Annotated in this window: 19 protein-coding genes; 13 read left to right on the top strand and 6 right to left on the bottom strand. The window is 43.3% G+C overall.

Translation table 11 applies throughout. From position 1 onward, the window contains the following. Positions 1 to 137: 137 nt before the first annotated feature. On the bottom strand, positions 138 to 1,193 hold the full coding sequence (locus H0262_RS11035) for a triacylglycerol lipase (RefSeq protein ID WP_181210793.1): 1,056 nt from the start codon (positions 1,191 to 1,193) through the stop codon (positions 138 to 140). Positions 1,194 to 1,504: 311 nt separating this feature from the next. On the opposite strand from H0262_RS11035, the gene map reads away from it, so the two are divergent. After that, positions 1,505 to 2,296: a type I methionyl aminopeptidase gene (map, locus tag H0262_RS11030; RefSeq protein WP_379607884.1), complete on the top strand. Its 792-nt coding sequence runs from the start codon at positions 1,505 to 1,507 to the stop codon at positions 2,294 to 2,296. A gap of 173 nt (positions 2,297 to 2,469) precedes the next feature. Then, positions 2,470 to 5,211, top strand: coding sequence for a [protein-PII] uridylyltransferase (gene glnD, locus H0262_RS11025; protein WP_181210792.1), 2,742 nt, complete (start codon positions 2,470 to 2,472; stop codon positions 5,209 to 5,211). Between the two features lie 8 nt (positions 5,212 to 5,219). On the opposite strand, the gene H0262_RS11020 is transcribed toward glnD, so the two are convergent. Next, the gene (locus H0262_RS11020; RefSeq protein ID WP_181210791.1) at positions 5,220 to 5,888 is read right to left on the bottom strand and encodes a hypothetical protein; all 669 of its coding nucleotides are present in this window, start codon (positions 5,886 to 5,888) and stop codon (positions 5,220 to 5,222) included. Positions 5,889 to 6,182: 294 nt separating this feature from the next. Here H0262_RS11020 and dapC point away from each other — a divergent pair, with 294 nt between their 5' ends. From dapC to H0262_RS10980, 8 genes are all read left to right on the top strand, one after another. Further along, the gene (gene dapC / locus H0262_RS11015) at positions 6,183 to 7,415 is read left to right on the top strand and encodes a succinyldiaminopimelate transaminase (RefSeq protein ID WP_181210790.1); all 1,233 of its coding nucleotides are present in this window, start codon (positions 6,183 to 6,185) and stop codon (positions 7,413 to 7,415) included. 188 nt (positions 7,416 to 7,603) lie between these two features. Beyond that, a complete protein-coding gene (locus H0262_RS11010; protein ID WP_181210789.1) occupies positions 7,604 to 9,547 on the top strand; it encodes a DUF294 nucleotidyltransferase-like domain-containing protein in 1,944 nt (647 codons plus the stop codon). A gap of 26 nt (positions 9,548 to 9,573) precedes the next feature. Next, positions 9,574 to 10,185, top strand: a complete 612-nt coding sequence (locus H0262_RS11005; protein WP_181210788.1) for a 3'-5' exonuclease — start codon at positions 9,574 to 9,576, stop codon at positions 10,183 to 10,185. Between the two features lie 61 nt (positions 10,186 to 10,246). Next, a complete protein-coding gene (locus H0262_RS11000) occupies positions 10,247 to 12,370 on the top strand; it encodes a D-alanyl-D-alanine carboxypeptidase (protein ID WP_181210787.1) in 2,124 nt (707 codons plus the stop codon). A gap of 39 nt (positions 12,371 to 12,409) precedes the next feature. Then, a complete protein-coding gene (locus H0262_RS10995; RefSeq protein ID WP_149409948.1) occupies positions 12,410 to 12,925 on the top strand; it encodes an ABZJ_00895 family protein in 516 nt (171 codons plus the stop codon). 122 nt (positions 12,926 to 13,047) lie between these two features. Then, on the top strand, positions 13,048 to 13,590 hold the full coding sequence (locus H0262_RS10990) for a DUF421 domain-containing protein (protein WP_133105464.1): 543 nt from the start codon (positions 13,048 to 13,050) through the stop codon (positions 13,588 to 13,590). Positions 13,591 to 13,836: 246 nt separating this feature from the next. Beyond that, positions 13,837 to 14,325 (top strand): 23S rRNA (pseudouridine(1915)-N(3))-methyltransferase RlmH, encoded by a 489-nt coding sequence (gene rlmH / locus H0262_RS10985; protein ID WP_181210786.1) that lies wholly within the window; start codon positions 13,837 to 13,839, stop codon positions 14,323 to 14,325. A 92-nt stretch (positions 14,326 to 14,417) separates the two neighbouring features. Next, positions 14,418 to 15,332: a class III extradiol ring-cleavage dioxygenase gene (locus H0262_RS10980; RefSeq protein WP_259275459.1), complete on the top strand. Its 915-nt coding sequence runs from the start codon at positions 14,418 to 14,420 to the stop codon at positions 15,330 to 15,332. 42 nt (positions 15,333 to 15,374) lie between these two features. Here H0262_RS10980 and H0262_RS10975 read toward each other — a convergent pair whose 3' ends face one another. Beyond that, positions 15,375 to 16,868 (bottom strand): amidase, encoded by a 1,494-nt coding sequence (locus H0262_RS10975; protein WP_181210785.1) that lies wholly within the window; start codon positions 16,866 to 16,868, stop codon positions 15,375 to 15,377. Positions 16,869 to 17,152: 284 nt separating this feature from the next. Further along, complete coding sequence (locus H0262_RS13250; RefSeq protein ID WP_181210784.1) at positions 17,153 to 20,440, bottom strand: DNA translocase FtsK; 3,288 nt, start codon at positions 20,438 to 20,440, stop codon at positions 17,153 to 17,155. A 724-nt stretch (positions 20,441 to 21,164) separates the two neighbouring features. Between H0262_RS13250 and trxB the strand changes: the two genes are divergently transcribed. From trxB to H0262_RS10955, 3 genes are all read left to right on the top strand, one after another. Beyond that, positions 21,165 to 22,187, top strand: coding sequence for a thioredoxin-disulfide reductase (gene trxB / locus H0262_RS10965; protein WP_149409953.1), 1,023 nt, complete (start codon positions 21,165 to 21,167; stop codon positions 22,185 to 22,187). Next, positions 22,188 to 23,012, top strand: coding sequence for a leucyl/phenylalanyl-tRNA--protein transferase (aat, locus tag H0262_RS10960; RefSeq protein WP_181210783.1), 825 nt, complete (start codon positions 22,188 to 22,190; stop codon positions 23,010 to 23,012). Between the two features lie 152 nt (positions 23,013 to 23,164). After that, a complete protein-coding gene (locus H0262_RS10955) occupies positions 23,165 to 23,599 on the top strand; it encodes a MerR family transcriptional regulator (protein WP_133105470.1) in 435 nt (144 codons plus the stop codon). An 85-nt stretch (positions 23,600 to 23,684) separates the two neighbouring features. On the opposite strand, the gene rimI is transcribed toward H0262_RS10955, so the two are convergent. Together rimI and tuf are read right to left on the bottom strand one after the other, a co-directional pair. Then, positions 23,685 to 24,152 (bottom strand): ribosomal protein S18-alanine N-acetyltransferase, encoded by a 468-nt coding sequence (rimI, locus tag H0262_RS10950; RefSeq protein ID WP_133105471.1) that lies wholly within the window; start codon positions 24,150 to 24,152, stop codon positions 23,685 to 23,687. 163 nt (positions 24,153 to 24,315) lie between these two features. Beyond that, on the bottom strand, positions 24,316 to 25,506 hold the full coding sequence (gene tuf, locus H0262_RS10945) for an elongation factor Tu (RefSeq protein ID WP_011512793.1): 1,191 nt from the start codon (positions 25,504 to 25,506) through the stop codon (positions 24,316 to 24,318). Positions 25,507 to 25,525 lie beyond the last annotated feature (19 nt).

Genomic DNA, 25,525 nt, shown 5'->3' with positions numbered 1-25,525 from the left:
ATTTAATCAATCGGTTTATGTAGAGATTTATGATAAATAAAAATGGATAAAGAAAAAGGGTCATTTTAGTATTGACCCTTTTTCTATAAAAGCTATGAATCATAAAAGCTGTGAACCTGCTAACTCATCTATGAATGCTATAAATTGGCTTTTTTCAAGCGATTGACTTGATCACGATACAAGGTTTTTGGGTCAGGCTGCCCCCATGCGGTCAAACCCAAAAGCTGGTTGGCTGAATCTAAGTGATTCATACGATAATCATCTCGAATCACATAACCCAGTCGGCTTGAGCAGGCAGATACCAAGCCATCATTTGGATCATTGTCAAAACTTGTTCCTGTCAGCGCGAGCATATAATCACTAGGATCAAGACCATTGGTTATTTGCCCAACACCACTAAATGAGTAGTACTTGATACCATTGGCTTCAGTGCCAGTAGGCTGTCCACAATAGCTGGTCGGCATCGCCGCAGGAAATTTAGCATTAAACTTGGCAGCACCATCAGTTGATAACGCGACAGCTGTATTCCAAGCTTCTTGTTTATTGAGTTCTGTCGGGCTCGTACCTGAACCGACATCCGTAACGCCACCGAATAGCTGAAAGAACACAGATACCGCTTGGGTAGCCAAGCTATCCTCAGAAAGCGTTCGCATAACAGCATCCGCCGTTTTTGATCCTTGCTCTGGACTGCCAATCGCAGTGACAGAAGCGACATATTCTGGTGCCACGCCAGCGACATAACGAATATCAATACCACCTTGGCTATGACCCAATAAGTTCACTTTTGGGCTGCCTGAAATGGCACTGATGGTTTTTATTTTCTGTAAAAGCTGCTCGCCACGAATTTCACTATTGTTAAAAGAGGAAGTTTTTGTGGTATATACTTGACTGCCACCGCTCATGAGCGTTTCAGGAATACCATAAAAATAATCAACCAAGCCGAACATCTTAGTAAACCCTGCCATACCATGTGCGAGTACTACTGGATATTTGGTTTTGGTATGGTCTGAGGTGAAATATTGACTACTTACGAGCTGGCAACCGTCAGCATTGGCGCAGTTATAATACTGTCCAGCTGCCTGAGCAGAGGTGGCTTGCATAGTCATCAAAAACGCACCGGTGACAATGGCACCTAATGACGGTAAAAATGCGCTCGGCGTTAGCACAGCGCGTAGAGAAGGTTTTAGAGTCATAACAACATCCTTGTTATTGTAAACGTGATTCTATCTTTATATTGCCTTATCTCTTGCATCCTGCACAAAGCTATAAAGAGGTCTGCTAAATCATTTAGCGAACAAAATTACAATACTTATATACGCTGTAACATTCAACTTTTTTTTGACATTAGCAGCTATATCCTAGTGACTATATAGTCACATTAGCGTATATAAAGTCATTTAATATCAATACGATTGAAATATTCAATAACTTGCATTCAAGCAGCAACTTGTGCGTTTATGCTATAATTGATGACCTAAATTCTATAACTATAAGTACGACGATGATGACTAAAAAATCTCTTATTCAATCTCCTGAAGCCATAGAAAAAATGCGCGTGGCTGGTAAACTTGCCAGCGATGTCCTTGTGATGCTTGATGAGCACGTCAGAGTGGGCATCAGTACTGAAGCACTGAACCAAATTGCCCATGATTATATCGTTAATGTGCAACAAGCTATTCCTGCACCGCTTAACTACAATGGTTTTCCAAAATCTATCTGCACCTCGATTAACCACGTGGTTTGTCACGGTATTCCATCCGAAAATAAATTGCTAAAAGACGGCGACATCATCAATATCGATGTGACCGTGATTAAAGATGGCTATTATGGTGATACCTCAAAAATGTGGATCGTCGGCAATGGCTCTATCATGGCGCAGCGTATCTGCAAAGTAGCACAAGACGCCCTATATGCTGGCATGAGCGTGGTTAAAAACGGCGCGCGTTTGGGCGACGTTGGTGCGGCTATCCAAGCAGTGGTCGAGCCTGAGCGTTTTAGTATCGTGCGTGAGTTCTGTGGTCACGGTATCAGTAATGAGTTCCACCATGAGCCGCAAGTCATGCACTATGGACAAAAAGGTACGGGCTTTGAGCTAAAAACTGGCATGACTTTTACCATCGAGCCTATGATTAACGAAGGCAAATGGCAGACTAAGATTTTACCGGATGAATGGACTGCTATCACTAAAGATCGCAAGCTATCCGCCCAGTGGGAGCACACGATGGTCGTAACGGACAATGGCTGTGAAGTATTTACCACGCGCCCTGAAGAAGATTTGAGTTTTTTGACTCAGTAATACAATAAAAGATCGCTTAGGCGGTCTTTTTTTTCGTCTATTATTAATGGTTGTCCCCCACTATTCTTGATGGTTTTTTATCTTTATACTTTCTCTATATTATTGATCCCTTTTTATTTTTAGCGCTCCTTATTTACTGAACTAGACTTCAAACTTTTAACTGGATAAATCTCATGTTTAACTGTGATGTCACCGCTATTGATTTGACACCGATGCCTTTATTTTCAGCAGACAATATAACAACTGCCTCTTTATCAACAGACACGAGCGTGGTAGAAAAATCGCTATTTGGTATTCCTGAATGGTTGCTTCAAATAAATGATGATATCAGCCGCGCACTCGAACGTGGCGTCAATATCCGGCAACTGGTTAGCGCGCGTGCTTGCGTGATTGATGATTTATTGATCGAATTATTTAAATGCTTTGGGCTTGATAAGACGGATTTGGCACTGTTTGCAACTGGTGGCTATGGTCGCGGTGAGTTATCGCTACATTCAGATATCGATATTTTGCTACTGATGCCACATGATATTGACGCTGATACCAGTAGTAAAATTGATAACTTGGTGGCACTCTTATGGGACATTGGACTTGAGCCTGCGTTATCAGTACGCAGCGTCAGTGACTGCTTGGAGGCGGCGCTTGACCATACTATTGCCAGTGCATTATTAGAGGCTCGCCTATTAATAGGCAATGACGCCTTGCAAAATGTCCCGCACCAAATAGTAAACAATCAATGGTCCCCGCGCTCGTTTTATGACGTAAAAATCGATGAGGCAAAAGCACGTTATTTACAGCACAATGCCACAGAATATAATCTTGAGCCCAATATAAAAACCGCCCCTGGTGGTCTGCGCGATATCCATATTATTGGCTGGGTGACCAAACGCTATTTTCGGGTCAGTAAGCTCTATGATCTGGTACAACAGAACTTTTTGACTGAAAAGGAATTCGATGAATTAAGCTTTTCAGAAAACTATTTATGGCAGATACGGCACTACCTGCACGAACTGACTGGTCGCAATGAAAACAAGCTGTTATTCGATTATCAGCGTGAGATTGCTCAACTGATGGGCTATGATACCCAGACAGATGATCAACCAAATGCTGCGGTAGAGCGCTTTATGCGCGATTATTACCGCTGTGCGATGCAAATATCAACATTGTCTGAAATGCTAACCAATCACTATTACGAAACCATCATCGAGGCACAGTTGCCTGATGAAGAACGCCCAAAAAAACAGCCTATCAATGCCCGCTTTAACCAAGTCGGCGACCAAATCGCAATGGCGCATCACAGAGTATTTGCGCAGCATCCCGAGTCGATTTTAGAGATGTTTTTACTTATGGGTCAGTATGGCATCAAGAATGTCCGTACCCATACTTTGCGCGCGCTAAAAATTGCAGCGCGTGGTATTGATCAGGCTTATCGCGACAACCCTACGCATCAAACCTTGTTTTTAGCCAATTTAAAAGAGCAGAATTATCTCTTTCATCGCCTGCGTACCATGAATCGCTATGGCGTGCTTGGCAACTATATTCCCGCCTTTGCTCAAGTCACTGGTTTGATGCAGTATGACTTGTTCCATCGTTATACGGTCGATGCCCATACCTTATTTTTGATTCGTATTCTGCACCGTTTTACGGATCCGCATTTTTATGAAGATTTTCCGCTCGTGAGCTCCATCTTTCAGCGCATCGAGCGCAAAGAGATTTTGGTATTAGCGGCGATGTTTCATGATATTGCCAAAGGTCGTGGCGGCAACCATAGTCAACTTGGCGAAATTGAGTCGATTGAGTTTTGTTTGGCTCATGGTATGAGTACTGCCGACGCCAATCTGGTTGGCTGGTTGACCCGTTATCATCTGCTGATGTCAATGACAGCTCAGAAAAAAGATATCTCAGACCCAGAGGTTGTGACGCTGTTCGCAGATTTGGTGGGTAACGTCACTCATCTAAACCATCTGTATGTCTTAACCGTTGCTGATATGAACGCCACTAATCCACAACTTTGGAACAGCTGGCGTGCGACACTTATGAAGCAGCTATATTCGCAAACGCGCCGTATTTTGCGGGCGGATATTGATGCCCCAACCAATCGTCAAGATATGATTAGTGCCACACGCAAGCAAGCACTAGTGATGCTAGATAACGTCGACAATCAGCATATGAATCGCGATGAGGTGTTGAGATTGTGGGATGATTTGGGCGATGAGTATTTTTTGCGTGAAATTGCAGAAGATATCTTATGGCATACGGAAGCGATTTTGAATCATCCGCCTATAGGTCGAGCGTCAAATGCTGATAGTCCGCCATTAGTCGTTCTACGTGAGCATCGAGAGCTGGCGCTTGATGCAGTACAGGTTTTTGTTTATACCCAAGATCAGGTCAATTTGTTTGCGGTTACTATGGCCGTATTCGATCAGATGAATCTTGATGTATTGGATGCCCGTATTATCACAGCGACCCGTGATTTTGCGTTGGATTCTTATGTACTACTCGACCGTAGCGGTACTTTACTGGTCGATAGCGACAGCCAACAAGAGCTTAAGCAGCGACTGATTGATGCCTTTAAAAATCCGACCGCGCCCAAACTGACGCACAAACGGATTCCACGCCAGCTCAAACATTTTGATGTAGCAACGACGATCAATTTTGAGTTCAATGATGCCTCAAGTCAGCACATCATGAGCTTAGAGACCCTTGATCAGCCAGGTTTACTTGCCCGTGTTGGACAAGTATTTTTGCAGCAGCAGATTGAGGTACATGCCGCGCGTATTACTACGCTTGGCGAGCGTGCAGAAGATATGTTTTATATCAGCGATCAAAATGATCAAGCACTGAGCGCTGATAAACTTAAGACATTAAAAACGGCACTGATAGACAGTCTTAGTGTCCGTAATGATAGAGTCTAGCTTATTTTCTATATCAAGCTTTTGTAGATGATGCCACGTGCATATTCCTTCAGCGCATCATCGGCAAGCTCTAGAGGCAATATATCGGCTTCTACCTTTTGGTCACCATACATCAAGCGTCCCGCATCGACCTCCTTTTGTAGGAGGCGGTGCAAGCTGGCCAAACGAAATTCTGCATTATAGTATCGGTAGATTTGCTTCAAAGTAATAGGGGCTTTGGCGTGGACATCGCGATACAAGCTATCAGAAGCCAAGATAGTCATCTCATTAAGCATCTCTTCACGCGACAAATCGGCTTGATTGATCTTATATTGCAACTGCCTAGCAAGTCTGTCTTTAAAACTCAGCATGACAATAAAAATTAAGGTTTGTATGACAAATAAAGCGATGTATTGCCACAGAGGTAACGATATATCTAGCAACTTGCTAAGCAGCATGAGTACCATGGCAACGACTATATAGCTGACCAATTGCCAGAGCAGCCACATCATAAAACTGTTATCGCCAAACCAAAACATTTGACGTTCTCGTAACAGTGTCAACTGCTGGCGTGATTTCCACCAAGACTGTTCACGCTGCTTTAACTGCTTATAAATGTCAAGGCTTTCATGATTATCAAAGTATTTTTCATTGATATCCTTAGCATCGAGACTGTCCGTTTTTAACATACTAGACATATCAAATTATTCCTAAAATACGCTGTCAGAAAAGCCAGCATTTATCTTTACTTAGTAATACAGACATCACATCGCTTTTATAATAACGCGTTACGATATAGTCACATGATTACCTATTTACACAGCCATATAGTTAAAATAACAATGCTTAAATATCCTCTAGCCAAGCCTTTACAAAGCACTATAAGGAAATATAAGAAGAAAAAGACAAAAAATAAGAGAAGTGCTACACTGCTTAAATGTAATTTTTCTTTATAACTTTATTATTAACTGTCTATTATAGTTAGCCTGCCTATGAATCACAACTTGACGTCCCTACACCCTTATCCCTTCGCTAAGATGGCCACTTTACTGGCTGATAGTACTCCAGCCCATAGCTATGATGAAATCAAACTGGGTATTGGTGAGCCAAAACACGCGCCGCCAGCCTTTGTGCTGGACGTACTACGCGAAAACTTGGACAAAATAAGTCATTATCCGACCACAAATGGACTGTTTGAGCTGCGTCAAACCATTGCTCATTGGCTTGAGAAGCGCTTTTTCTTAAATCACCTCAACCCTAATACGCAAGTATTGCCAGTAATGGGCACACGTGAGGCAATATTTAGTATCGTGCAGGCAGTGATTAATCACGAGCCAGAGACTGTTAGTCAGACGGCAACGCTCAACCAATCGCCTACGCCTATAGTAGTTATGCCCAATCCCTTTTATCAGATATATGAAGGGGCGGCGATATTAGCGCAAGCAACGCCTTATTTTATCCCTTGCACCTCAGACAACAGCTTTAAGGGTGATTTTCGTAGTGTGCCAAAAGACGTCTGGACGCGTACACAGCTCTTATTTGTCTGTAGCCCAAACAACCCAACCGGTTCAGTGATGACGATGGATGACTGGGAGCAAGTGTTGCGCCTATCAGACCAATATGGCTTTATCATTGCCAGCGACGAGTGTTATAGCGAGCTATATTTTGATAAAGCGCCAATAGGATTGTTGCAAGCCTGCGCGGCCCTTGGTCGACACGATTTCAAAAATTGTCTGGTGTTTCACTCTTTATCGAAGCGCTCAAACCTACCCGGTTTGCGCTCAGGCTTTGTGGCAGGCGATGCCGCTATCTTGCAGGCTTATTTACAATACCGCACCTATCAGGGTTGCGCGATGCCAATACCTCATCAGCTGGCGTCGATCGCCGCTTGGGAAGATGAGAAGCATGTGGCACACAATCGAGCGCTGTATCAAGAAAAGTTTGCACTCTGGATGTCGGAGCTTGGAGAATTACTGGAGTTACGTATGCCTGAGGCAGGATTTTACTTTTGGATAAAAGCGCCTGAGCAATTCGGTGGTGATGATGAGCGTTTTGTCAAAGCGCTCTATGAGGATGCTAATATTCACGCGCTTGCCGGACGTTACTTATCACGCGAGGTCAATGGTAAAAATCCGGGGCAAGGCTATGTGCGTATTGCTTTGGTGGCAAGCGTCGAGGAAAGTCGCGAGGCAATCAAGCGCATTCGTCAATTACTCGGTGCTTAAAATCGCTATTTAAAACGCATTAAGCTTAACAAACCGCCAATAACCACAATAATATTATGGTTATTGGCGGTTTTCTGTTAAAGAATGCTATAGTAAATCTTATATTCAGATAATACAGCACTGTTATTTGACGCTGTATTTATCATACTTACATCCCTCTTATTGCTTATGCCATCAAGGATGATGCCATGCCCCATCTTGATTTTACCCAACCACCATTTGATGTATTAAGTGCCGCTGAACGCCAAAGTATCAAAAAAAATACCCAAGTGCGTTATCTTGCCAAAGATGAGATGTTACCAGCGGATGATTTGCAGTACTTTTATGTGGTGCTTAAAGGTCATGTCGAGCAGTTGTTAGATGGTGATTTTTTCGCCTCTTATTTGGGCAACAACCATACTGCCCATCTTAATAGTAATGATTGGTTTGATAGCAGACGCTCACCAGAGTCGCTCATAGAAGATGGGCTGCAAGAACATAAAAACATTGATTCGCAGCCGGCTGCTTATCAGTTTCGCGCTGTCGAAGATACTTTATTGCTGCAAGTAAATGGGGTAACCATTGATAAAATCGGTGCCCAAAACCATTTCGTACGCCAATTATTGTCAGAAAATCTGCCAGAGCGTTTAAAAGCTTTACAGCTGAGGCATGGTGGAAAAAAACTTGACGCTACCAGCTATGACGATCCTCAGGAAGTACAGCAAATCATGCTACAGCCGGTGATTGATATTACTTTACTACCAGTCCATATCGTTGACGCAGACGATAGTCTATATCAAGCAGCACGTACCATGACTGAGGCTGGATTGAAGCATGTTTTGATACGCCCACCAGGACATTTACAAGATAAAAACAGCTCCGATCGTACCTTGGGTATACTCAGCGATAATGATATCTGCCGCGCCGTCAGCGACCAACAAAACACTGTTACAACGCCTTGTCAAAACTATGCAAGTTTTAATCTGCGAACCATTAACGCTGATAATGAGATTGGTGATGCGTTACTGACCATGACTCGCTATCGCATTCACAGGTTACCAGTGATAGATACTAATGGTAAGGTCATCGGTGTGCTTGCACAAGGCGATATGCTTGCTCACATTGGTCATCATTCTCAGCTGATTAGTATTCAAATTAATCAAGCCACAGATTTGCCAAGTTTGGCGACTGCCGTTGAGCTCATCGGACGCTATATTCGCGCGCAACATCAAAACGGTATCAAAATGGGCAACGTCAGCCGCATGGTACAAACCCTTAACGCGCAAGTATTTACCAAACTTTGGCAACTCATCGTTCCTGATGAAGTAATGGAGAATACCTGTGTTATCGTCATGGGCTCAGAGGGTCGCGGCGAGCAAATCATGCGTACCGATCAAGACAATGCGCTCATCATGCGTGATGGTTATGACCACCCTAAGCTGGCACAATTTGCCGATACCTTTAACCAGCACTTAGCAGAACTTGGCTATCCGCTATGCGACGGCAACATTATGATGAATAATCCCATGTGGCGGCAACCATTAAAAGCGTTTAAAGCGCAGATTAGTCTATGGTTTAAAAACACTGACCCGATGCACAGTATTTATTTATCCGCTATATTTGATGGTGAATATGTCTGCGGTGATGAAACGCTATTGACGCAGGTTCGTGAACATCTGAAGACGGCCCATAGGCAGTCAGACTTGATGTTCGTGCGCCAATTTGCACGAGCAGCCCTACAGTTTGGCGATATCAATCAATGGTGGCAAAGGCTAGTACCGTTATTAGGTGGTAAACCAAGCGCTTATACTATTGACCTCAAAAAAGCGGGTATCTTTCCCTTGGTACATGGTATCCGTACCTTGGCGTTAGAAAACGATCTCTTTACCGATCCTAGCAGCAAAGGTCGTCTGAAAGCTTTGGTTCAAGCGCGGGCCTTAACCCAAGAGCGTGCCGACACCTTACTTGAGGCATTAGAGTTCTTTATGGCGCAGCGCCTATCGGTTGCTTTATTGACAGATAATAAGCATGCAAAAGAAGTCAATCCAACGACCTTGTCGGCCCTTGAGCGTGATTTATTAAAAGAGTGTTTGGCGGTAGTAAAAAGCTTTAAAGACCAATTAAGCCGATATTATCAGCTTGAATTTGGTTAAGGTAAACCGGTTAGCATTGGAGATAGATGACTATGAACTGGCTAAAACAGCTGTCTACTGCTTGGCAAAAAAACCAATTACAGCGACCTGAACTGGCATCAATGTTTACGGCACCTGTCGATGAACAATGGGTTGCGATTGATTGTGAGATGACCGGACTCAATCCAAAGAAGCATCACCTATTATCGGTAGCTGCCATTCATATCAATGGCGACAAGATTGATACAGGAAATGGGCTGCATCTGCTTTGCAGACCGCCTGTCATGCCTGAGGGCGATACCATCGTCATTCATGGACTGCGCACCGCCGATGTTGAGCATGCGATGAGCTATGATGAGATGCTGGCATTACTATTGCCCTTTATTGGTAATCGTCCGCTTGTGGGGTTTTGTCCGCAAATAGACGTCGGGTTCTTAAACCCTTTAGTAAAGCATTATATGGGTACTCATTTGCCCAATGAGATTATCGATATCCGCCCCCTTTATAGCCGGCGTATGATGGGTCGCAGCCAAGGGCTTTCAAGCCAAGCACAGCATTTGAATAGTATCTTGGCGCATTATCATATTCCGGAGCTTGGCACCCACGATGCTTATAATGATGCCATCATGACGGCGATGGCATTTTTGCATATGCGCTAATATAATGGCTAAAATGCATTATTTAGACAAGGCTTTAAGATAAAAGCACGCTTACAACTACATGCTACAGCTACGCGAAAACAGTAACTCATGTTACCATATCCTGTTTTTGCCACCTGATGATAGGCTGCTCATGCGCTCCTTAGTAAAACCAACTCTACTTAGAACTCATAATTCTTCTATACGCACAACAGCCATTAGCCAATATTTGCAAACGCCGAAAAATATCGGTCAACGTCTATCTTTATTGGTACTAGTTGTTGCTCCTACTTTAGCGCCATTACCGCTGCACGCTGCCTTACCGCAAGAGATTGAGACCGCATTAGCGCGAGCCCATTTAAGCGCAGCAGACATCAGTATCGTTATCACACCTGTGGGAGATAAAAACGCCAGCCGCTTGCCCTCTGTTGTTCAGGTTATCGATAGTAAAAAGGCGGTCAATCAATTGCAGCCTGCAAGCTCAGACGAGATAAATACTGATGCCAATAACAGCAAGCAAAAACTGGTGCAAAACAAGCCGAGCCCTAAGCCGTTAGTCAATTACCAAAGCGCGTTAGTAACCATCGAAAAGCAAACCATCAGACAGCACGACAGACAATTACACGCTTATACCGATGATCCTTATACCCATCAAAGCTTGATGAGTACTCCGTCATTACTGCCAGAAAACGTATTAAACACTGCTAATTATTCTTCCCATCAGAACGACAATATCAGTGCTAATGGCGCAGATAATAATAACAGCGACAATAAAAAATCTGACAGTGAGACCTCAATAAAAATATCGTTTTCGCCATTACTCAATCATCAGCCTGACATAGCACGTACGCCCGCCAGCACGATGAAACTCGTTCCTAGCTTTATTGCCTTAGATATCTTAGGCGCTGACTTTGTCTGGCATACGCGCGTTTATCATACTGGTATTATCATTGGTAATACATTGCTTGGTGATTTGATAATTCAAGGCAGTGGCGACCCAAAAATGACCCATGAGCGCTTACAGCAATTGCTCTATAAAGTGAAAGCAGCAGGCATCCGTCATATCGATGGCGATATCATTGTAGATAGCACTATTTTTAACCATGTCACTAAAGATCCTGCGGCATTTGATAACGCGCCTTTACGTCCTTATAACGCCAGTCCCGATGGTTTTTTGGTAAATTTCAGTACTATTGGTATCCAAAGCTATCCATTAGATAATGCCCAAGCACAGCTGACTTATATGCCGCAGCTGGCAGATTATAAGTTGCCACGTAAGATAAATATACGCCCCTCTGCCTGTGGTCAAGCACGTTATAGTTTAGCGCCGCAGTGGCAAGCAACTCAGCTGACCTTTGATACCTCTTTACCCGATAACTGCGGCAACCATGCTTTTTATGTCGCTTATCCTGATGCCAAAGATTTTGCGGCGCGCGTGATCAAAGCCAAATGGCAAGCACTGGATAATACGCTAAGGGGCAACGTTGTCGCTCAAGAAACACCATATAAGAATAAGAAATCCATATCAGCGCGCGGTTTGGCAGCTCTACCAATGTCGCCTTTACCAATTGTTAGTTATCCTTCTCTAAACTTAACGCAGCAAATATATGATATCAATCATTTCTCTAATAATGTGATGACTGAGCAAGTAGCGTTATCAATAGGTGCTTATCATAAACCCAGAGATGAAACCGTTAATTCAACCATTAATAAAAACGTCGATAAAGCTATTAATAGTCAGCACAGCTTATATCAATTTGGTAAGCCTGCGACAACGAGCTACCCTGCTGCCTTACAAACCATCAACGAATGGTGGCAAACGCATCTAAGTACGCCGCCGCCACATCTGACCAATGGTTCTGGGTTGTGCCGTGATTGTACCATCAGCGCTGCTAATCTAAGCGAGCTGCTGACTTATGCTTACGCTCACCCAAGCTTCGGTGCTTACGTAAACTCGTTAGGTATCGCTGGCGTCAGTGGCACCATTTTGACACATAGCGAGCGTTTACCAAAATCAAACGCCATTGGTCGAGCTTGGATAAAAACGGGCACTTTAAACAATGTCACTTCAATGGCAGGCTATGTCAAAGGCTTATCAGGACAGGATTATGTGGTAGTGGGACTGATCAATAATGAGCAAGCGCTAAATACTTATACAGCAAGAACGGTACTGGACGCCATGCTAGATTGGACAGCGCAGCATTAATTTTTTACGCCAGATTATTTACTTTATAAAGGACATTTTATGTCACGTAAGCCCGCGTCACTTAGCAAACCTATCACCCCATCAGGACGTAAAGGATCACACTTAAATACAACTGCCACTCAACCCAAATTGATGCTCTATATTGGGTTTTTTGCCGTTGGCTATATGCTTGCCAGCGCTGTATTTATGATGATTCAAACCAAGCTTGCTCTCAATGCGCAATTGGTCACTGTGCTGTCTATTGTCTTGGGCGCTTATATTGCCGTGCATAAGTTTATCAAGCACCAACAGCGTGCACTAGATAGAGACGAGATCAACCGCTTAATGTTTGGCGGCGTGATCGTGGTTTGGCTACTCACTATGGTTTACTTTTTGGGGATATGGGTATTTCTATTCGATTCCATCAGCCGTGAAGTGCTGCTTGAGATGAGCATGCAGCAGCCTTTACCGCTAATTTCTGCATTGATCATGATATTGGTGCTGAGTTTGGTGAGCGCACGTATCAGCATTTGGGCAATTAACCACTTGCTTGATCCCAATCGCAAGGGCGCTTAATTGCTTACTTTCAACAATTGAACGTTATAAACAAGCAACTACAAAGTTTTTGCCCTATTCATCTCTAAATTCCGTTACGCTGTATTTACGCTGATGAACTTTGATGAATAGGAGATAAGACCATGGAAATGATTTTTTTTGACAATGTTGATAAGCTTGGACGTATTATTCTGACTACGGTCGTGGTCTACGTTTTGATTGTTACGTTTACTAAAATTTCAGGCAAACGCTCAACCTCTCAGCTAAATAATTTTGACTGGATTGTCACAGTGATGATTGGGTCATTAAGTGCCAGTACGATTTTACTCAAAGACATTCCGATTATCGAAGGTATGGCGGCTATTCTTTCACTGTATTTATTACAGTTTTTGGTCACCAAATACGCCTCTATTTCGCCGCAATTTAGCAGCTTTATTTTATCTGAGCCGCGTATTGTCTTTTATCAAGGTCAGTTTTTGCCCGATGCCATGCGTGATGAGCGTCTGACTCGTCAAGAAATTGAATGTGCCATGCGCTCTGAGGGTATTCACAATTTTGATGAGGTTGAAGCGGTGGTTTTTGAGTCCGATGCCAAACTGACTATTATTCCAAAGCCCAGTCCTTCTTATAGCAATAATCAAGAAGCGGATGATACAGTATCAGAGACGATTGCTCCGCTCATGTAATACAGTTGATAAAATTTTTACTAAAAACTTAATCAGCTCTAAAAAGGATAGAGCAGCATGACTCTTCTCTTTGTCTTACTCTATCCTTTTTAGGTGGCTGTTGGACTATTAGTAAGTAAGTGGGCTTTGAAAGCATTAAAATCATACAGAATAATTATTTATCAAACATGCCTTGAGTAAAGAATCTAGTATTTAACAGGTTTTCTTATTACATTTATTTAACCACTTCTTAAAATGGTAGCTGTTATGAAAGTAAGAATTTTGACCGTAGGTAATAAAATGCCTAAGTGGGTACAAACCGGTTTCGATGAATATCATAAGCGTATTCAGCCTATGCTCACTACCGAAGTCGTTGAAATTGCGGCGGCAAAACGTGCTAAGAATCCATCAGATGCCAATTTAGCTCAATACCGTGAGCAAGAAGGTCAGGCGATCTTAGCCGCTCATGCTGTAGCAGGACGTGAGCAATTGTGGGTACTTGATGTCAAGGGTAAGATGCTATCGACCGAAAATTTGGCAGATAAATTGGCAGAGGGTATGCAGCAAGGTGATGATATCGCTTTGGTTATTGGTGGTGCTGACGGAGTATCGCCCGAAGTGTTAGCGAAAGCTGATGTAAAATGGTCTTTATCGGCGCTTACGCTACCGCATCCTTTAGTGCGCGTTGTCCTCATGGAGCAACTATATCGCGCGATGAGTATCAATCATAACCATCCTTATCACCGTGGTAATTAAAGTAGCAATAGAAAACTATCCAGTAGGAAAACATCATCAATCACAGTGACACAACAGATTGAAAAATGAACGCGCGCCCTAATAAATGCCACATGAGACATCCTAAACCTGCAACACCCAATGCCCAAAGTATCAATCCGCAACGCGATGATAATCGCGACGATTTGCATAGCCCACTGATACCGACGACAATTACAGCGGCGGCGGCTTGGACAGATACGCCTATCATATCGAGCGCGGCAAAGCGCCCTAAGTTACCGGCGCTGTTTATATCGCATGGTGCACCGACGCTGGCTATCGAGCAATCTGCTACGACGAGCGCGCTAGCTCGTATAGGACAAAACTTACCCAAACCTCGTGCCATCGTCATTATGTCCGCGCATTGGCAGTCAGCGAAACTTGAGATCAGCAGCAATCCTGAGCCAAAAACGTGGCATGATTTTTCAGGTTTTACTCCAGAGCTATATGAGCTGCAATATCCTGCTGCTGGTCATCCGGCACTTGCTGAGACCTTGGCGCAGCAACTGAGTGCCCGTGGTATTGTTTGTAGGGTCAATCCCTTACGTGTCAGTGACCATGGGGTATGGGCGCCACTTTTACACCTGTATCCACAGGCTGATATTCCTATCGTACAAGTATCCTTGCCACAGTATTATGACAGTATCGCTTGCTATCAATTGGGCGCGCAACTGGCACGGCTGCGTGATGAGCAAATTCTGATTATTGGTTCAGGGAATATCACCCACAATTTGCAAGCGCTACGCTGGCAAGCAGACAGTATCGACCAAACCGCAAAAGATTTTAAAGTTTGGCTACTACAACAGCTCAAAACCGACATCCCAAGCGCCTTAGACTGGCAGCAATATCCTGACTATAAAGATATCCATCCAAGTGATGAGCATTTACTGCCGCTATTTTTTGCCTTAGGTGCCGGTCAACGTGTCTCAGTCGTGCATCAAAGTATGGCGCATCATAGCTTAGGCATGGATATCTATCGCTTTGATTAAAGGCTCTCAATCAAAGCGTCAGATATATGCGGGTATACCACACTACTTTTCAAAAGCAAGTTTAGTAAATAAACCTGCACGCTCCATTTCGCCTGCTACACTCAATAACGTCGTCTCATCATTCATACGCCCAATCAATTGCATACCGATCGGCAGACCTTTTTTACTCATACCGACAGGCAACGACATGGCTGGCAAGCCTGTAATATTACCCAATAAGGTAAAACCCATCTTCCCAAGCACTGGCGAGCTTAACTTTTCAATCATGCCTGAGCTAAAAGCGTATTTGCCCATATCTATGCCTTTATTTAGCAAACCAGCACTGCGCATCAGCATTTCATCCATGAGACTTGGTGGTAATATGCCATGTTTTACTGCCGGTGTTGGAACGGTTGGGCACAAAATCATATCGTAGGTCTCTAGCAGAAGACCGGTTTGATATTGGCTATCATGCCAGCCATGCTTGGCGTGCGCCAAATCAACAGCCGATAATGAACGTCCTAACATTGCCATATTATACGTTTGCGGTTCAAGATTTTGTATATGCTGCGCACCATAGCAACGCTCAATATTATCAATAGTAAACGCAGTATGCGCGCAAACAACGACTAAAAAATTATGCCAGAATTGTTCAATATTAATATTAGGTTCAGCCGGTATTACGCGGTGACCCATGGCTTCTAGCTGCTTAGCTGTCTGCTCTAATACGGTAAGCACTTCCTTATCGACCATAGTATTAGCGACCAATGGCTGTTGATGCAAGGCTATGGTCAGTTGTCGTGGAGCGCGCATCGCCGCTTCTAAGAAAGTACCTTTAGGCGGCGCTATGACATAAGGCGCCCCAATCTCAGCACCACTAGTCGCATCAAGCATCGCGGCACTATCACGCACGCTACGTGTAATTACATGATCGGCTACTGCCCCTTCCCAGCCTTCACCAAATAAGGGACCCATTGGGTTACGTCCACGACTGGGTTTGAGTCCAAACGTACCACACCACGCGGCAGGAAAACGAATAGAGCCACCACCATCACCAGCGCCTGCCATCGGTACGATACCGCTTGCCACTGCCGCCGCACTACCACCCGATGAGCCCCCAGAGCTATAGCCTTTTTTAAAAGGATTATGTGTCACGCCATGCGCTTTTGGCTCAGTGGTGATAATCAAACCAAATTCTGGGGTATTGGTCTTACCAAAGGTGTTCACACCCGTAGCTTTCATACGCTTGACGATTTCGCTATCGCTTTTTGACATGATATTGACGCTACGACTGCCCATCGTAATCGGCTCATCAGCGAAGCTAAATGACAAATCTTTTAACAAATAAGGGACGCCGTTAAATACACCAGCTGGCAGTCCCGCCTGCGCTGCAGCATAAGCGCGCTCGTCAAAACGATGAATTATAGCATTCAATTTAGGATTGAGCTGATTGGCTTGATAGACTGCTGCATCCAGCAACTCTTTGGCACTGACTTCCCCAGCATTGACCAATGCCGCGAGTGCTAATGCATCGTATTGGGTATATTCTTTAAACATAACCGACCTTCCTTGGAGAATAATCAAATTAAAATTTTGAAAAGATTAATATGTATCCGATTTATAGACAGTATCCAGTTTAGTATAAAACCTTACTGTTTATAATGAATAAACAAACTCATTAGTCATTTACGATATTTATAATCCTATTTGATAGGGGCAATTGATAGCCTAACAATCATGCTCTTAACACTTTTTAATACATAAAATTCTTTAATATTTTCAACAAAAAAGACGATTTACTTTCGTAAATCGTCTTTTTACCATCCAGTCAAACAAAATTTTTACATTAATAGCTCGCGTTTACCACTCTTACCCATTGAGCTGACCAGTCCAGCCTCTTCCATCGAGTCAACAATACGTGCGGCGCGGTTATAGCCAATGCTAAATTTACGCTGAATACTAGAAGCGGAAACTTTACGAGTCTCCATAATAAAACCAACGGCTTCATTATAAAGATCATCGTCTTCGCCAGAAGCATTGGCAGCACTAGAGCCGCCACTAGGACTAGACAACTCAAAATTGCCTGCCATATTGTCGATATAATCAGGCGCACCGCGCTCACGCCATGCATCACAGACGCTATTGACCTCTTCATCGCTGACATAAGCGCCATGGACACGATCAGGTTCAATCTGCCCAGGCCCTAAGAACAGCATATCGCCATTACCAAGCATATCTTCGGCGCCGCCGCTATCCAAAATAGTCCGTGAATCGACTTTTGAGTTGACTCGTAACGCTGCTCGTACCGGAATATTGGCTTTAATCAAACCAGTAATCACATCAACTGAAGGACGCTGAGTCGCAAGGATTAAATGAATCCCTGCTGCCCGCGATTTTTGCGCCAAGCGTGTAATTAACTCTTCTGCCTGCTTACCGACCTGCATAATCATATCGGCAAACTCGTCGGCAACGATGACAATCATCGGTAAGGTTTTTAGCTTTGGTGCTTGGCTAATACTTACACTGTCATTGGGTCGCCATAATGGGTCAAGCATTGGATTGCCTGATTTTTCAGCAGCGATCACTTTTTTGTTAAACTCATTTAGTTTACGCACCTTTAGCAAGCTCATAAGCTGATAACGACGTTCCATCTCTGCGACGCACCATGACAAGGCACTTGCCGCCTCAGTCATATCGGTAACGACTGGGGTCAGCAAATGCGGAATATCATTATAGTTGGCAAGTTCAAGCTGCTTAGGATCGATAAGAATCATTCGCAGCTCGTTCGGCGTATATTTTAGCAGCATCGATAGTAACATCGCGTTGACCAAGACTGATTTACCAGAACCCGTCGTACCAGCGACCAACATATGCGGCGCTCGTGCAAGATCCGTAATAATAGCTTTACCGCCAATATCTTTACCCATCGCCATACTGATTTGTGCTTTAGGATCTTTAAATTTTTCGGTATCCAACAACTCAATCAAACGCACCATTTCGCGCTGTTTATTGGGCACTTCAATGCCAATATAGGGTTTACCAGGAATAACCTCAACCACACGTAAAGATGCCATTGATAATGAGCGTGCCAAATCGCGTGAAATCCCTGTGACTTTACTGGCTTTTATCCCAGGCGCTAGGTCTACTTCAAAGCGAGTGACGACAGGTCCTGGAATCGCATTGACAACATTTGCTTTGACATTGAACTCTTGTAATTTTATTTCCAGTAGCTCTGATAACTGCTCAAGCTCAGCAAGCGTATAGCTTGGCTGACGATTGGGGTCTGGCTTATCTAAGATCGACATCTCTGGAATCGGCGACAGACTACTACGATAGGCAGCCGTTTGCATCGAGCGTGATTTTTGACTGAATGCAATATCATCACTAATATGAGGCATAACGGGAGCATCAATCTCGTCAGTGCTATCATAAACATTGTCGTCTTCTGGCATCATATCCGTAATATGATTGCTACTATCACCTTCTGGGACTGCAAAACTCATAGTTGGTTTGGTTACTGTGGCTGACTCGATACTTGATATGGTAGCCGTACTCTCTGCTATTGGTAGTGCTTTTGGATTTGCAGGCGGGGTATTGGTCGGTGTCATATTTATTATTTCTGATGTATTCTCTACATCAGCATCAGAAAAAGACTCCAAATCGTTCAACAAGTCATTTGCAGCATTATTAGGAATGTCGTCAGTAGTGTCGTTTGGTGAGATAGTAGTTTGCTGCTGAACAGGTGCAGCGGCAGTTTCTGTTAATGTCTCTACGGCAGATAATTCTTGTTCATGGCTAAAATCAGTTGCTTCCGGCACTGCCGCATGTTCTGCCAACCACGCATCCACTAAGCTATCGACGCTAAGCGCTGATTCAGGAGTATTTGGCTGCGTAGTTGACATGTTCGGTGCATAATCGTTTAACGAATGTGCTGCTTGTTGCTGAGCCTCCTCTTGAATGATATCAAGAACAGGACTTGCAGAAGCAATTTCAGTATTTGAGCTGTCCAAAGAGGCAGTTGCTGACGTATCCGAATAGGGAGCGTTTACGACATCGTAAGGGATCGTATCTTGCTCATTTGCTATCTGATTTGCCAGTAAATCATCGACGGTATTGGCATCATTCCATGCAAAACTTGGCTCAACCTTTCTGATAGGCATTGGCGTAGCATTGGTAGCAGGTACTGATGTTTTATTTAGATTAAAAGCACTATTGCTAGTCGTCGTAGCGGCTGCAGTTTGCAGCTGCTCTTCTCGTTTGGTACTTTCACTGGCAACTTGCGCAGCGGCTACCATAGAGGCTTTTACACTGGCACCCAATCCTGAAGACGATAAAAAGTCTGTCAATGCGCTATTAAAACGACCACTTCTATTGTCTTTCTGTTTATTTTTAACCTGTTCATCCACTTGCAACTCAAGAGGCAATTGCTCATATTCTGGAGTATCAGTCTCACTTATTGCTGTATCACGACCTTGTTTATCGGCAGCACTAGTAGCATTGTCTTCTTGTGTTATTTGACTAACATCAAGGCTGCTATCAAGGTTTTTGACACCTGACCCAAACCAAGACAAAGTTTTGAATTTTTCGTAAATACTCATCCAATGAATATTAAAGGCAAAGGTGGTCGTAATAGCGACAAACACTGCCAAAAACGTCACACTCCCCCACTGCGATAATAGCTGTGCTAGCCTCGCTTGTAGCTCAAGACCAATAATACCGCCAGCAACGCCTTTGAGACCTGACGACATCGGATCTGCTACCTGCTGTACCAATGCGATCAGTTGGGCAAATAATGCACTACTGCTCAATATTAAAAACACATAAGCAACCAAGCGTAATAACCAAAACGTCGGTTTATTGTCCCACCAAATCAGTACTGACTCATAAACCAGAAACGCCAGTAACCACCACGCACCAAAACCAAAGAAGCTATACAGCAAATCTGAGAGCCATGCGCCCATCTCGCCGCCCATATTATTAATGGTCGTCATATCACTACTGATGTGCGACCAGCTAGGATCATTACCGGTATAAGTCATCAAAATGACGAACAAATAAACCGCGAGGAGTAATCCCAGTAGGGTAAATATGCCCTTTTTTAAGTAATCAATAATTGGTGCTGATATCACGTAAGATCTGCCTTGTTGTTAATACTCGTCATGAATACTCAATAGTCGTCAAACCATGATTAAGCTTAATCATGCTGACATAAATTCCTGATAGAAACTGCTGTAATAGGTTACGACTGATGTGGCGTAATAACACAAAAACTTTATCTAAAATACTACGACAAAATATTGACCGCATTGCTGTTTTTGTTTTGTGCGCGGCATACAACTTCTTATAATAACAAATACATAGCTGCCATGGCGACCGTGTTATCAATAAAGCGCATAAGAAAATCAATCCAGTAGTGATTTAGCCAAAAATGCAGCTAGTAAAAAATGATGCCTGTTCTTTTTGCATTAGCATCTAACCAAAATATATTAAAGCTCTACGTTACTGCTGATATAAATTTTTTATAGCCTCTGTCTGCGTAGGTACAGCAAGCAAGACAAATTAATACCAGCAGTACATGACGTTTATATATCACATTTCACTGACTATATTTGAATATGGGCTCATTTTTGGTACTAAAATTTCAAGCTTCAGATACTTTAGTTCTAATGATACCCATATTTGTTTTAGCAAACTTGCACTTTTTGCTTTTAGCCCTTATGTTATTATCACATAGCAACGATAATAACCAGATACGTCGTCATTTTTACGCTTATCTTTTATAATACTTATAATATCTACTTATTATTTTAACGTTGAACCTTTTCACATTTATTGCTCTAGCAAGGAAATTTTATGGCAACTGATAATACTGCTCCACGCCACGAAAAACTCATTATTTTAGGTTCAGGTCCTGCTGGTTATTCTGCTGCTGTGTATGCAGCACGCGCCAACCTAAAGCCTGTTATGGTCACCGGTATGGAAGTCGGCGGACAGCTCACGACGACGACCGAAGTCGATAACTGGCCGGGTGATGCACATGATTTGACTGGTCCTGCATTAATGGAGCGTATGAAAGCCCATGCCGAGCGCTTTGGTACTGAACTGGTTTATGATCATGTTAATGCTGTGAATTTAAATGTGCGTCCTTTTGAGCTAACCGGTAATAACGGCAATTACACCTGTGATGCTCTTATTATCTCAACCGGCGCATCAGCACAGTATCTAGGTCTAGAGTCAGAAACCAAATTCCGTGGTCTTGGCGTTTCTGCTTGTGCAACTTGTGATGGCTTCTTTTATAAAGACCAAAAAGTGGCAGTTATCGGTGGTGGTAACACGGCCGTTGAAGAAGCGCTGTATTTATCAAATATCGCCGCTGAAGTCACTTTAGTCCATCGTCGTGATAGCTTACGCTCAGAAAAAATCCTACAAGATAAACTATTTGAAAAAGCCAAAAATGGTAATGTCAAAATCGAGTGGAACCACAGCGTAAAAGAAGTGGTTGGTGATGAGATGGGCGTTAATGGCGTTGTTATTGAATCTATGATTGATGGCAGCACCAAGCAACTGGACGTGTTTGGTATGTTTGTCGCCATTGGTCATAAGCCGAATACTGACTTATTTAAAGGTCAGTTAGAGATGAAAGACGGTTATCTGATCGTCAACAGCGGTCTCAATGGTAATGCTACCCAAACCAGTATCGAAGGTGTCTTTGCCGCAGGTGACGTCGCAGATCATGTCTATCGTCAAGCGATCACCTCTGCTGGTACGGGCTGTATGGCAGCACTTGATGCTGAAAAGTACCTAGATGCAATAGGCGAAACGGTCGCTCAAGATCATACTTATGCTTCAACGTTGACAGCTGACAAAGAAGCATAAATGAGCGATTTTGTTAATGATAGTCGCATAACGCCTGAGGCTTTTGTTCAACATATCAAGAGTCTTGGGCATTATGACTTTCCAGAGCCAGCGATAGTAGATCCTGAAGGCATGGGTATTGTGGCTATCGGGGGAGATTTAGCTCCTGAGACGCTGATTTCTGCTTACGCACAGGGTCTATTTCCTTGGTTTAATGACGATGAGCCAATTGCTTGGTGGTGCCCTGAACCCAGATGTGTGATGCAGCCGACAGACTATCAGCCGAGTAAATCGCTACGTAAGCAAGCAAACCGTAGTCGTTGGCAGTTGACGCTGAATCAAGCTTTTGTTGAAGTCATACACGCTTGTAGTTTACCGCGTAGTAATGGCGTTAATGACGATCTTAATGAAAGTCAGCCTGAAGGCGAACATACTTGGATTCATGATGAGATGATTGAAGCCTATAGCGAGCTACATGCTCAAGGCTTTGCGCATAGTATTGAAGTTTGGGATGATAAAGGCGCGCTCGTTGGTGGTTTATATGGCTTAAAAATAGGTGGTATTTATTTTGGTGAATCGATGTTCCATATCGCTTCTAATGCATCAAAGCTAGCATTTTGGGGCTTGATGCGCTTATGTGAGCAAAGCAATGTTAATCTTGTCGACTGTCAACTCCCTAACGATCATCTCATGAGTTTAGGTGCTATCACCTTGTCACGTACTGAGTTTTTGGCTCAACTAGATATATTAATATCTAATAGTTCAGATAATTGGCACAAAAACTCGCATAAGCCTCTAGCGGTATCGCTGTTAGGGAGTTTGCAACCTTGGCAATTAAACCTCTAGTTTATTACTTTATTTTAAAATCTAAAGTTGATCTGGCTAATCGAGAGTTAAAATAGCGCGACTCGATTGAGTACGTATGATTATTACTATTACGTTTAATCAGCAATGTTTTCATAAATCAGTAACTTACCTATCACGATCATGAGTACATTATGGCACCTGATACCTCTTTTTTATTAATAGGTAAGCTGGCAACCAAAGCCAACACCACTAAAGATACGATTCGTCACTATGATCAATTGGGACTACTAAAATCGCGTAAGCGTCAGGCAGGTTCGCGGCTATATACTGAGTTTCATCCAGAATGTGTTGAACGTATCGAATTAATTAAAAGCGCACAAGCAATTGGCTTTACCCTGACTGAAATCAAAGACAGCCTCAATGATTATTATGATGGGCAGCTTGATATTGACTTACAGCTGAACATTACCCAGCAAAAACTGATTCAAATCAGAAAACAACAAACGACCATCAGTTTGATGATAGAGATGTTGACCGAACGCATTGATATTCTTCAGCATATGAAGTCTGATAGTGATTATAAACTCGACATTGATGTGTGTAAAAAGACACTGCCTTTATCCTGATAAGGAAACCTCGATACCACACCGCATTTATTATTTGTTATTGTTTTAAATCTCAAATAATAAAAGCTGCTAATATTTTTTAAGATTAATTATAAATACGCTGCATGATTAGCGCGTCGACTGCCGGTTGATGCGCTGCTTGATAGTAGCTTTTACGTGTATGAATCACAGTAAATCCTTGCTGCTCATATAACGCGATCGCAGCAGTATTGTCTGCTCGCACTTCTAATAAAAGACTCTCTACTTGATTGGCCTTTAACGCCTCATCTAGTCTAATAAAAACTCGTGATGCTATACCTTGACGCTGATAATCAGGATGAGTGCCAATGCGTAAAATCTCTGCTTGCTCAAACAATAATTGGTATAAGCAGTAGCCAATCAATTCGTTTGCAGAATTATCAGTAACAACCATCAGACTGATACTATCCTGTTCGAGCAGGTCGCCTATTGTTTGAGATGTCCAAGGGTCTTGTCGCTGAATCATAGCTTCGATAGTAGCAACTGCTTGGATCGTTGTTACTTGCTTATCTTCTAGTATTTTTATATCGAACATCAGCGCCCCTTTATTTGTTGGCTTTAATATCAATCATATTATCGTTGATTGTCGACACTGTCATTCTATTAGCAAACCATACCCACAAAAAAGCCACCCTCTTTCGAGGATGGCTTTTGACTAATGATTAACAACAATCAGATTACTCTGACAGCGTTAAGTATTAGTTTAATACGTTAGCAACAACACCAGCGCCTACAGTACGGCCACCTTCACGAATAGCGAAGCGAAGACCTTTGTCCATAGCGATTGGGTGGATAAGCTCTACGCCCATCTCAACGTTATCACCAGGCATAACCATTTCAGTACCGTCTTGTAATTGGATTGCGCCAGTTACGTCAGTGGTACGGAAGTAGAACTGTGGACGATAGCCGTTTAGGAATGGTGTGTGACGACCACCCTCTTCTTTGCTCAACACATATACTTCAGCGTCAAACTTGGTATGAGGAGTGATTGAACCTGGCTTAGCAAGTACTTGGCCACGTTGTACGTCTTCACGCTTAGTACCACGTAGTAGTACGCCACAGTTTTCGCCTGCACGACCTTCGTCAAGCAGTTTACGGAACATCTCTACACCCGTACAGGTGGTTTTTTGAGTGTCACGGATACCGACGATTTCGATTTCGTCGCCAACGCGTACGATACCAGATTCAACACGGCCAGTTACAACAGTACCACGACCTGAGATTGAGAATACGTCTTCGATTGGCATTAGGAATGCTTTGTCGATGTCACGCTCTGGCTCTGGGATGTAGGTGTCAAGAACGTTTAATAGTTCTACAACGGCTGGTTGACCATATTTTTCTTGTGAGCCTTTTAGGGCTTCAGTTGCAGAACCATGGATGATTGGGGTGTCATCACCTGGGAAGTCATAGTCGCTTAATAATTCACGAACTTCCATTTCTACGAGTTCAAGCAATTCTTCGTCATCAACAACGTCACATTTGTTCATGAATACAACGATGTACGGTACGCCAACCTGACGTGAAAGCAGGATATGCTCACGGGTTTGTGGCATAGGGCCGTCAGTTGCTGATACAACTAGGATTGCGCCATCCATCTGAGCCGCACCAGTGATCATGTTTTTAACATAATCGGCGTGACCTGGGCAATCAACGTGAGCGTAATGACGTGATGGGGTGTCATATTCTACGTGTGAGGTGTTGATGGTGATGCCACGTGCTTTTTCTTCTGGTGCTGAGTCAATAGACGCGTAGTCTTTGGCTTCGCCACCTGAAGTGATTGCAGCTACGGTTGCGATTGCAGCGGTAAGGGTGGTTTTACCGTGGTCAACGTGTCCGATGGTGCCGACGTTAACATGTGGTTTTAGACGTTCAAACTTGGCCTTTGCCATGGGTATTTCCTCTTTTTTT

The sequence above is a fragment of the Psychrobacter sp. D2 genome, from assembly GCF_013608135.1.
GTDB lineage: Bacteria > Pseudomonadota > Gammaproteobacteria > Pseudomonadales > Moraxellaceae > Psychrobacter > Psychrobacter cryohalolentis.
Note: the sequence above shows the minus strand (reverse complement) of the source record. Positions and strands in the feature narration are given on the sequence as shown.

What these genes read in the sequence shown, in the direction of transcription:
- glnD (WP_181210792.1), top strand. Translation starts at nt 2,470, where the DNA reads ATGTTTAACTGTGATGTCACCGCTATTGATTTGACACCGATGCCTTTA.
- H0262_RS10980 (WP_259275459.1), top strand. Translation starts at nt 14,418, where the DNA reads ATGAGACATCCTAAACCTGCAACACCCAATGCCCAAAGTATCAATCCG.
- dapC (WP_181210790.1), top strand. Translation starts at nt 6,183, where the DNA reads ATGAATCACAACTTGACGTCCCTACACCCTTATCCCTTCGCTAAGATG.
- H0262_RS11000 (WP_181210787.1), top strand. Translation starts at nt 10,247, where the DNA reads ATGCTACAGCTACGCGAAAACAGTAACTCATGTTACCATATCCTGTTT.
- H0262_RS10955 (WP_133105470.1), top strand. Translation starts at nt 23,165, where the DNA reads ATGGCACCTGATACCTCTTTTTTATTAATAGGTAAGCTGGCAACCAAA.
- H0262_RS11035 (WP_181210793.1), bottom strand. Translation starts at nt 1,193, where the DNA reads ATGACTCTAAAACCTTCTCTACGCGCTGTGCTAACGCCGAGCGCATTT.
- H0262_RS11010 (WP_181210789.1), top strand. Translation starts at nt 7,604, where the DNA reads ATGCCCCATCTTGATTTTACCCAACCACCATTTGATGTATTAAGTGCC.
- H0262_RS10995 (WP_149409948.1), top strand. Translation starts at nt 12,410, where the DNA reads ATGTCACGTAAGCCCGCGTCACTTAGCAAACCTATCACCCCATCAGGA.
- tuf (WP_011512793.1), bottom strand. Translation starts at nt 25,506, where the DNA reads ATGGCAAAGGCCAAGTTTGAACGTCTAAAACCACATGTTAACGTCGGC.
- H0262_RS11005 (WP_181210788.1), top strand. Translation starts at nt 9,574, where the DNA reads ATGACTATGAACTGGCTAAAACAGCTGTCTACTGCTTGGCAAAAAAAC.
- H0262_RS11020 (WP_181210791.1), bottom strand. Translation starts at nt 5,888, where the DNA reads ATGTCTAGTATGTTAAAAACGGACAGTCTCGATGCTAAGGATATCAAT.
- rimI (WP_133105471.1), bottom strand. Translation starts at nt 24,152, where the DNA reads ATGTTCGATATAAAAATACTAGAAGATAAGCAAGTAACAACGATCCAA.
- rlmH (WP_181210786.1), top strand. Translation starts at nt 13,837, where the DNA reads ATGAAAGTAAGAATTTTGACCGTAGGTAATAAAATGCCTAAGTGGGTA.
- H0262_RS10975 (WP_181210785.1), bottom strand. Translation starts at nt 16,868, where the DNA reads ATGTTTAAAGAATATACCCAATACGATGCATTAGCACTCGCGGCATTG.
- trxB (WP_149409953.1), top strand. Translation starts at nt 21,165, where the DNA reads ATGGCAACTGATAATACTGCTCCACGCCACGAAAAACTCATTATTTTA.
- H0262_RS10990 (WP_133105464.1), top strand. Translation starts at nt 13,048, where the DNA reads ATGGAAATGATTTTTTTTGACAATGTTGATAAGCTTGGACGTATTATT.
- map (WP_379607884.1), top strand. Translation starts at nt 1,505, where the DNA reads ATGACTAAAAAATCTCTTATTCAATCTCCTGAAGCCATAGAAAAAATG.
- aat (WP_181210783.1), top strand. Translation starts at nt 22,188, where the DNA reads ATGAGCGATTTTGTTAATGATAGTCGCATAACGCCTGAGGCTTTTGTT.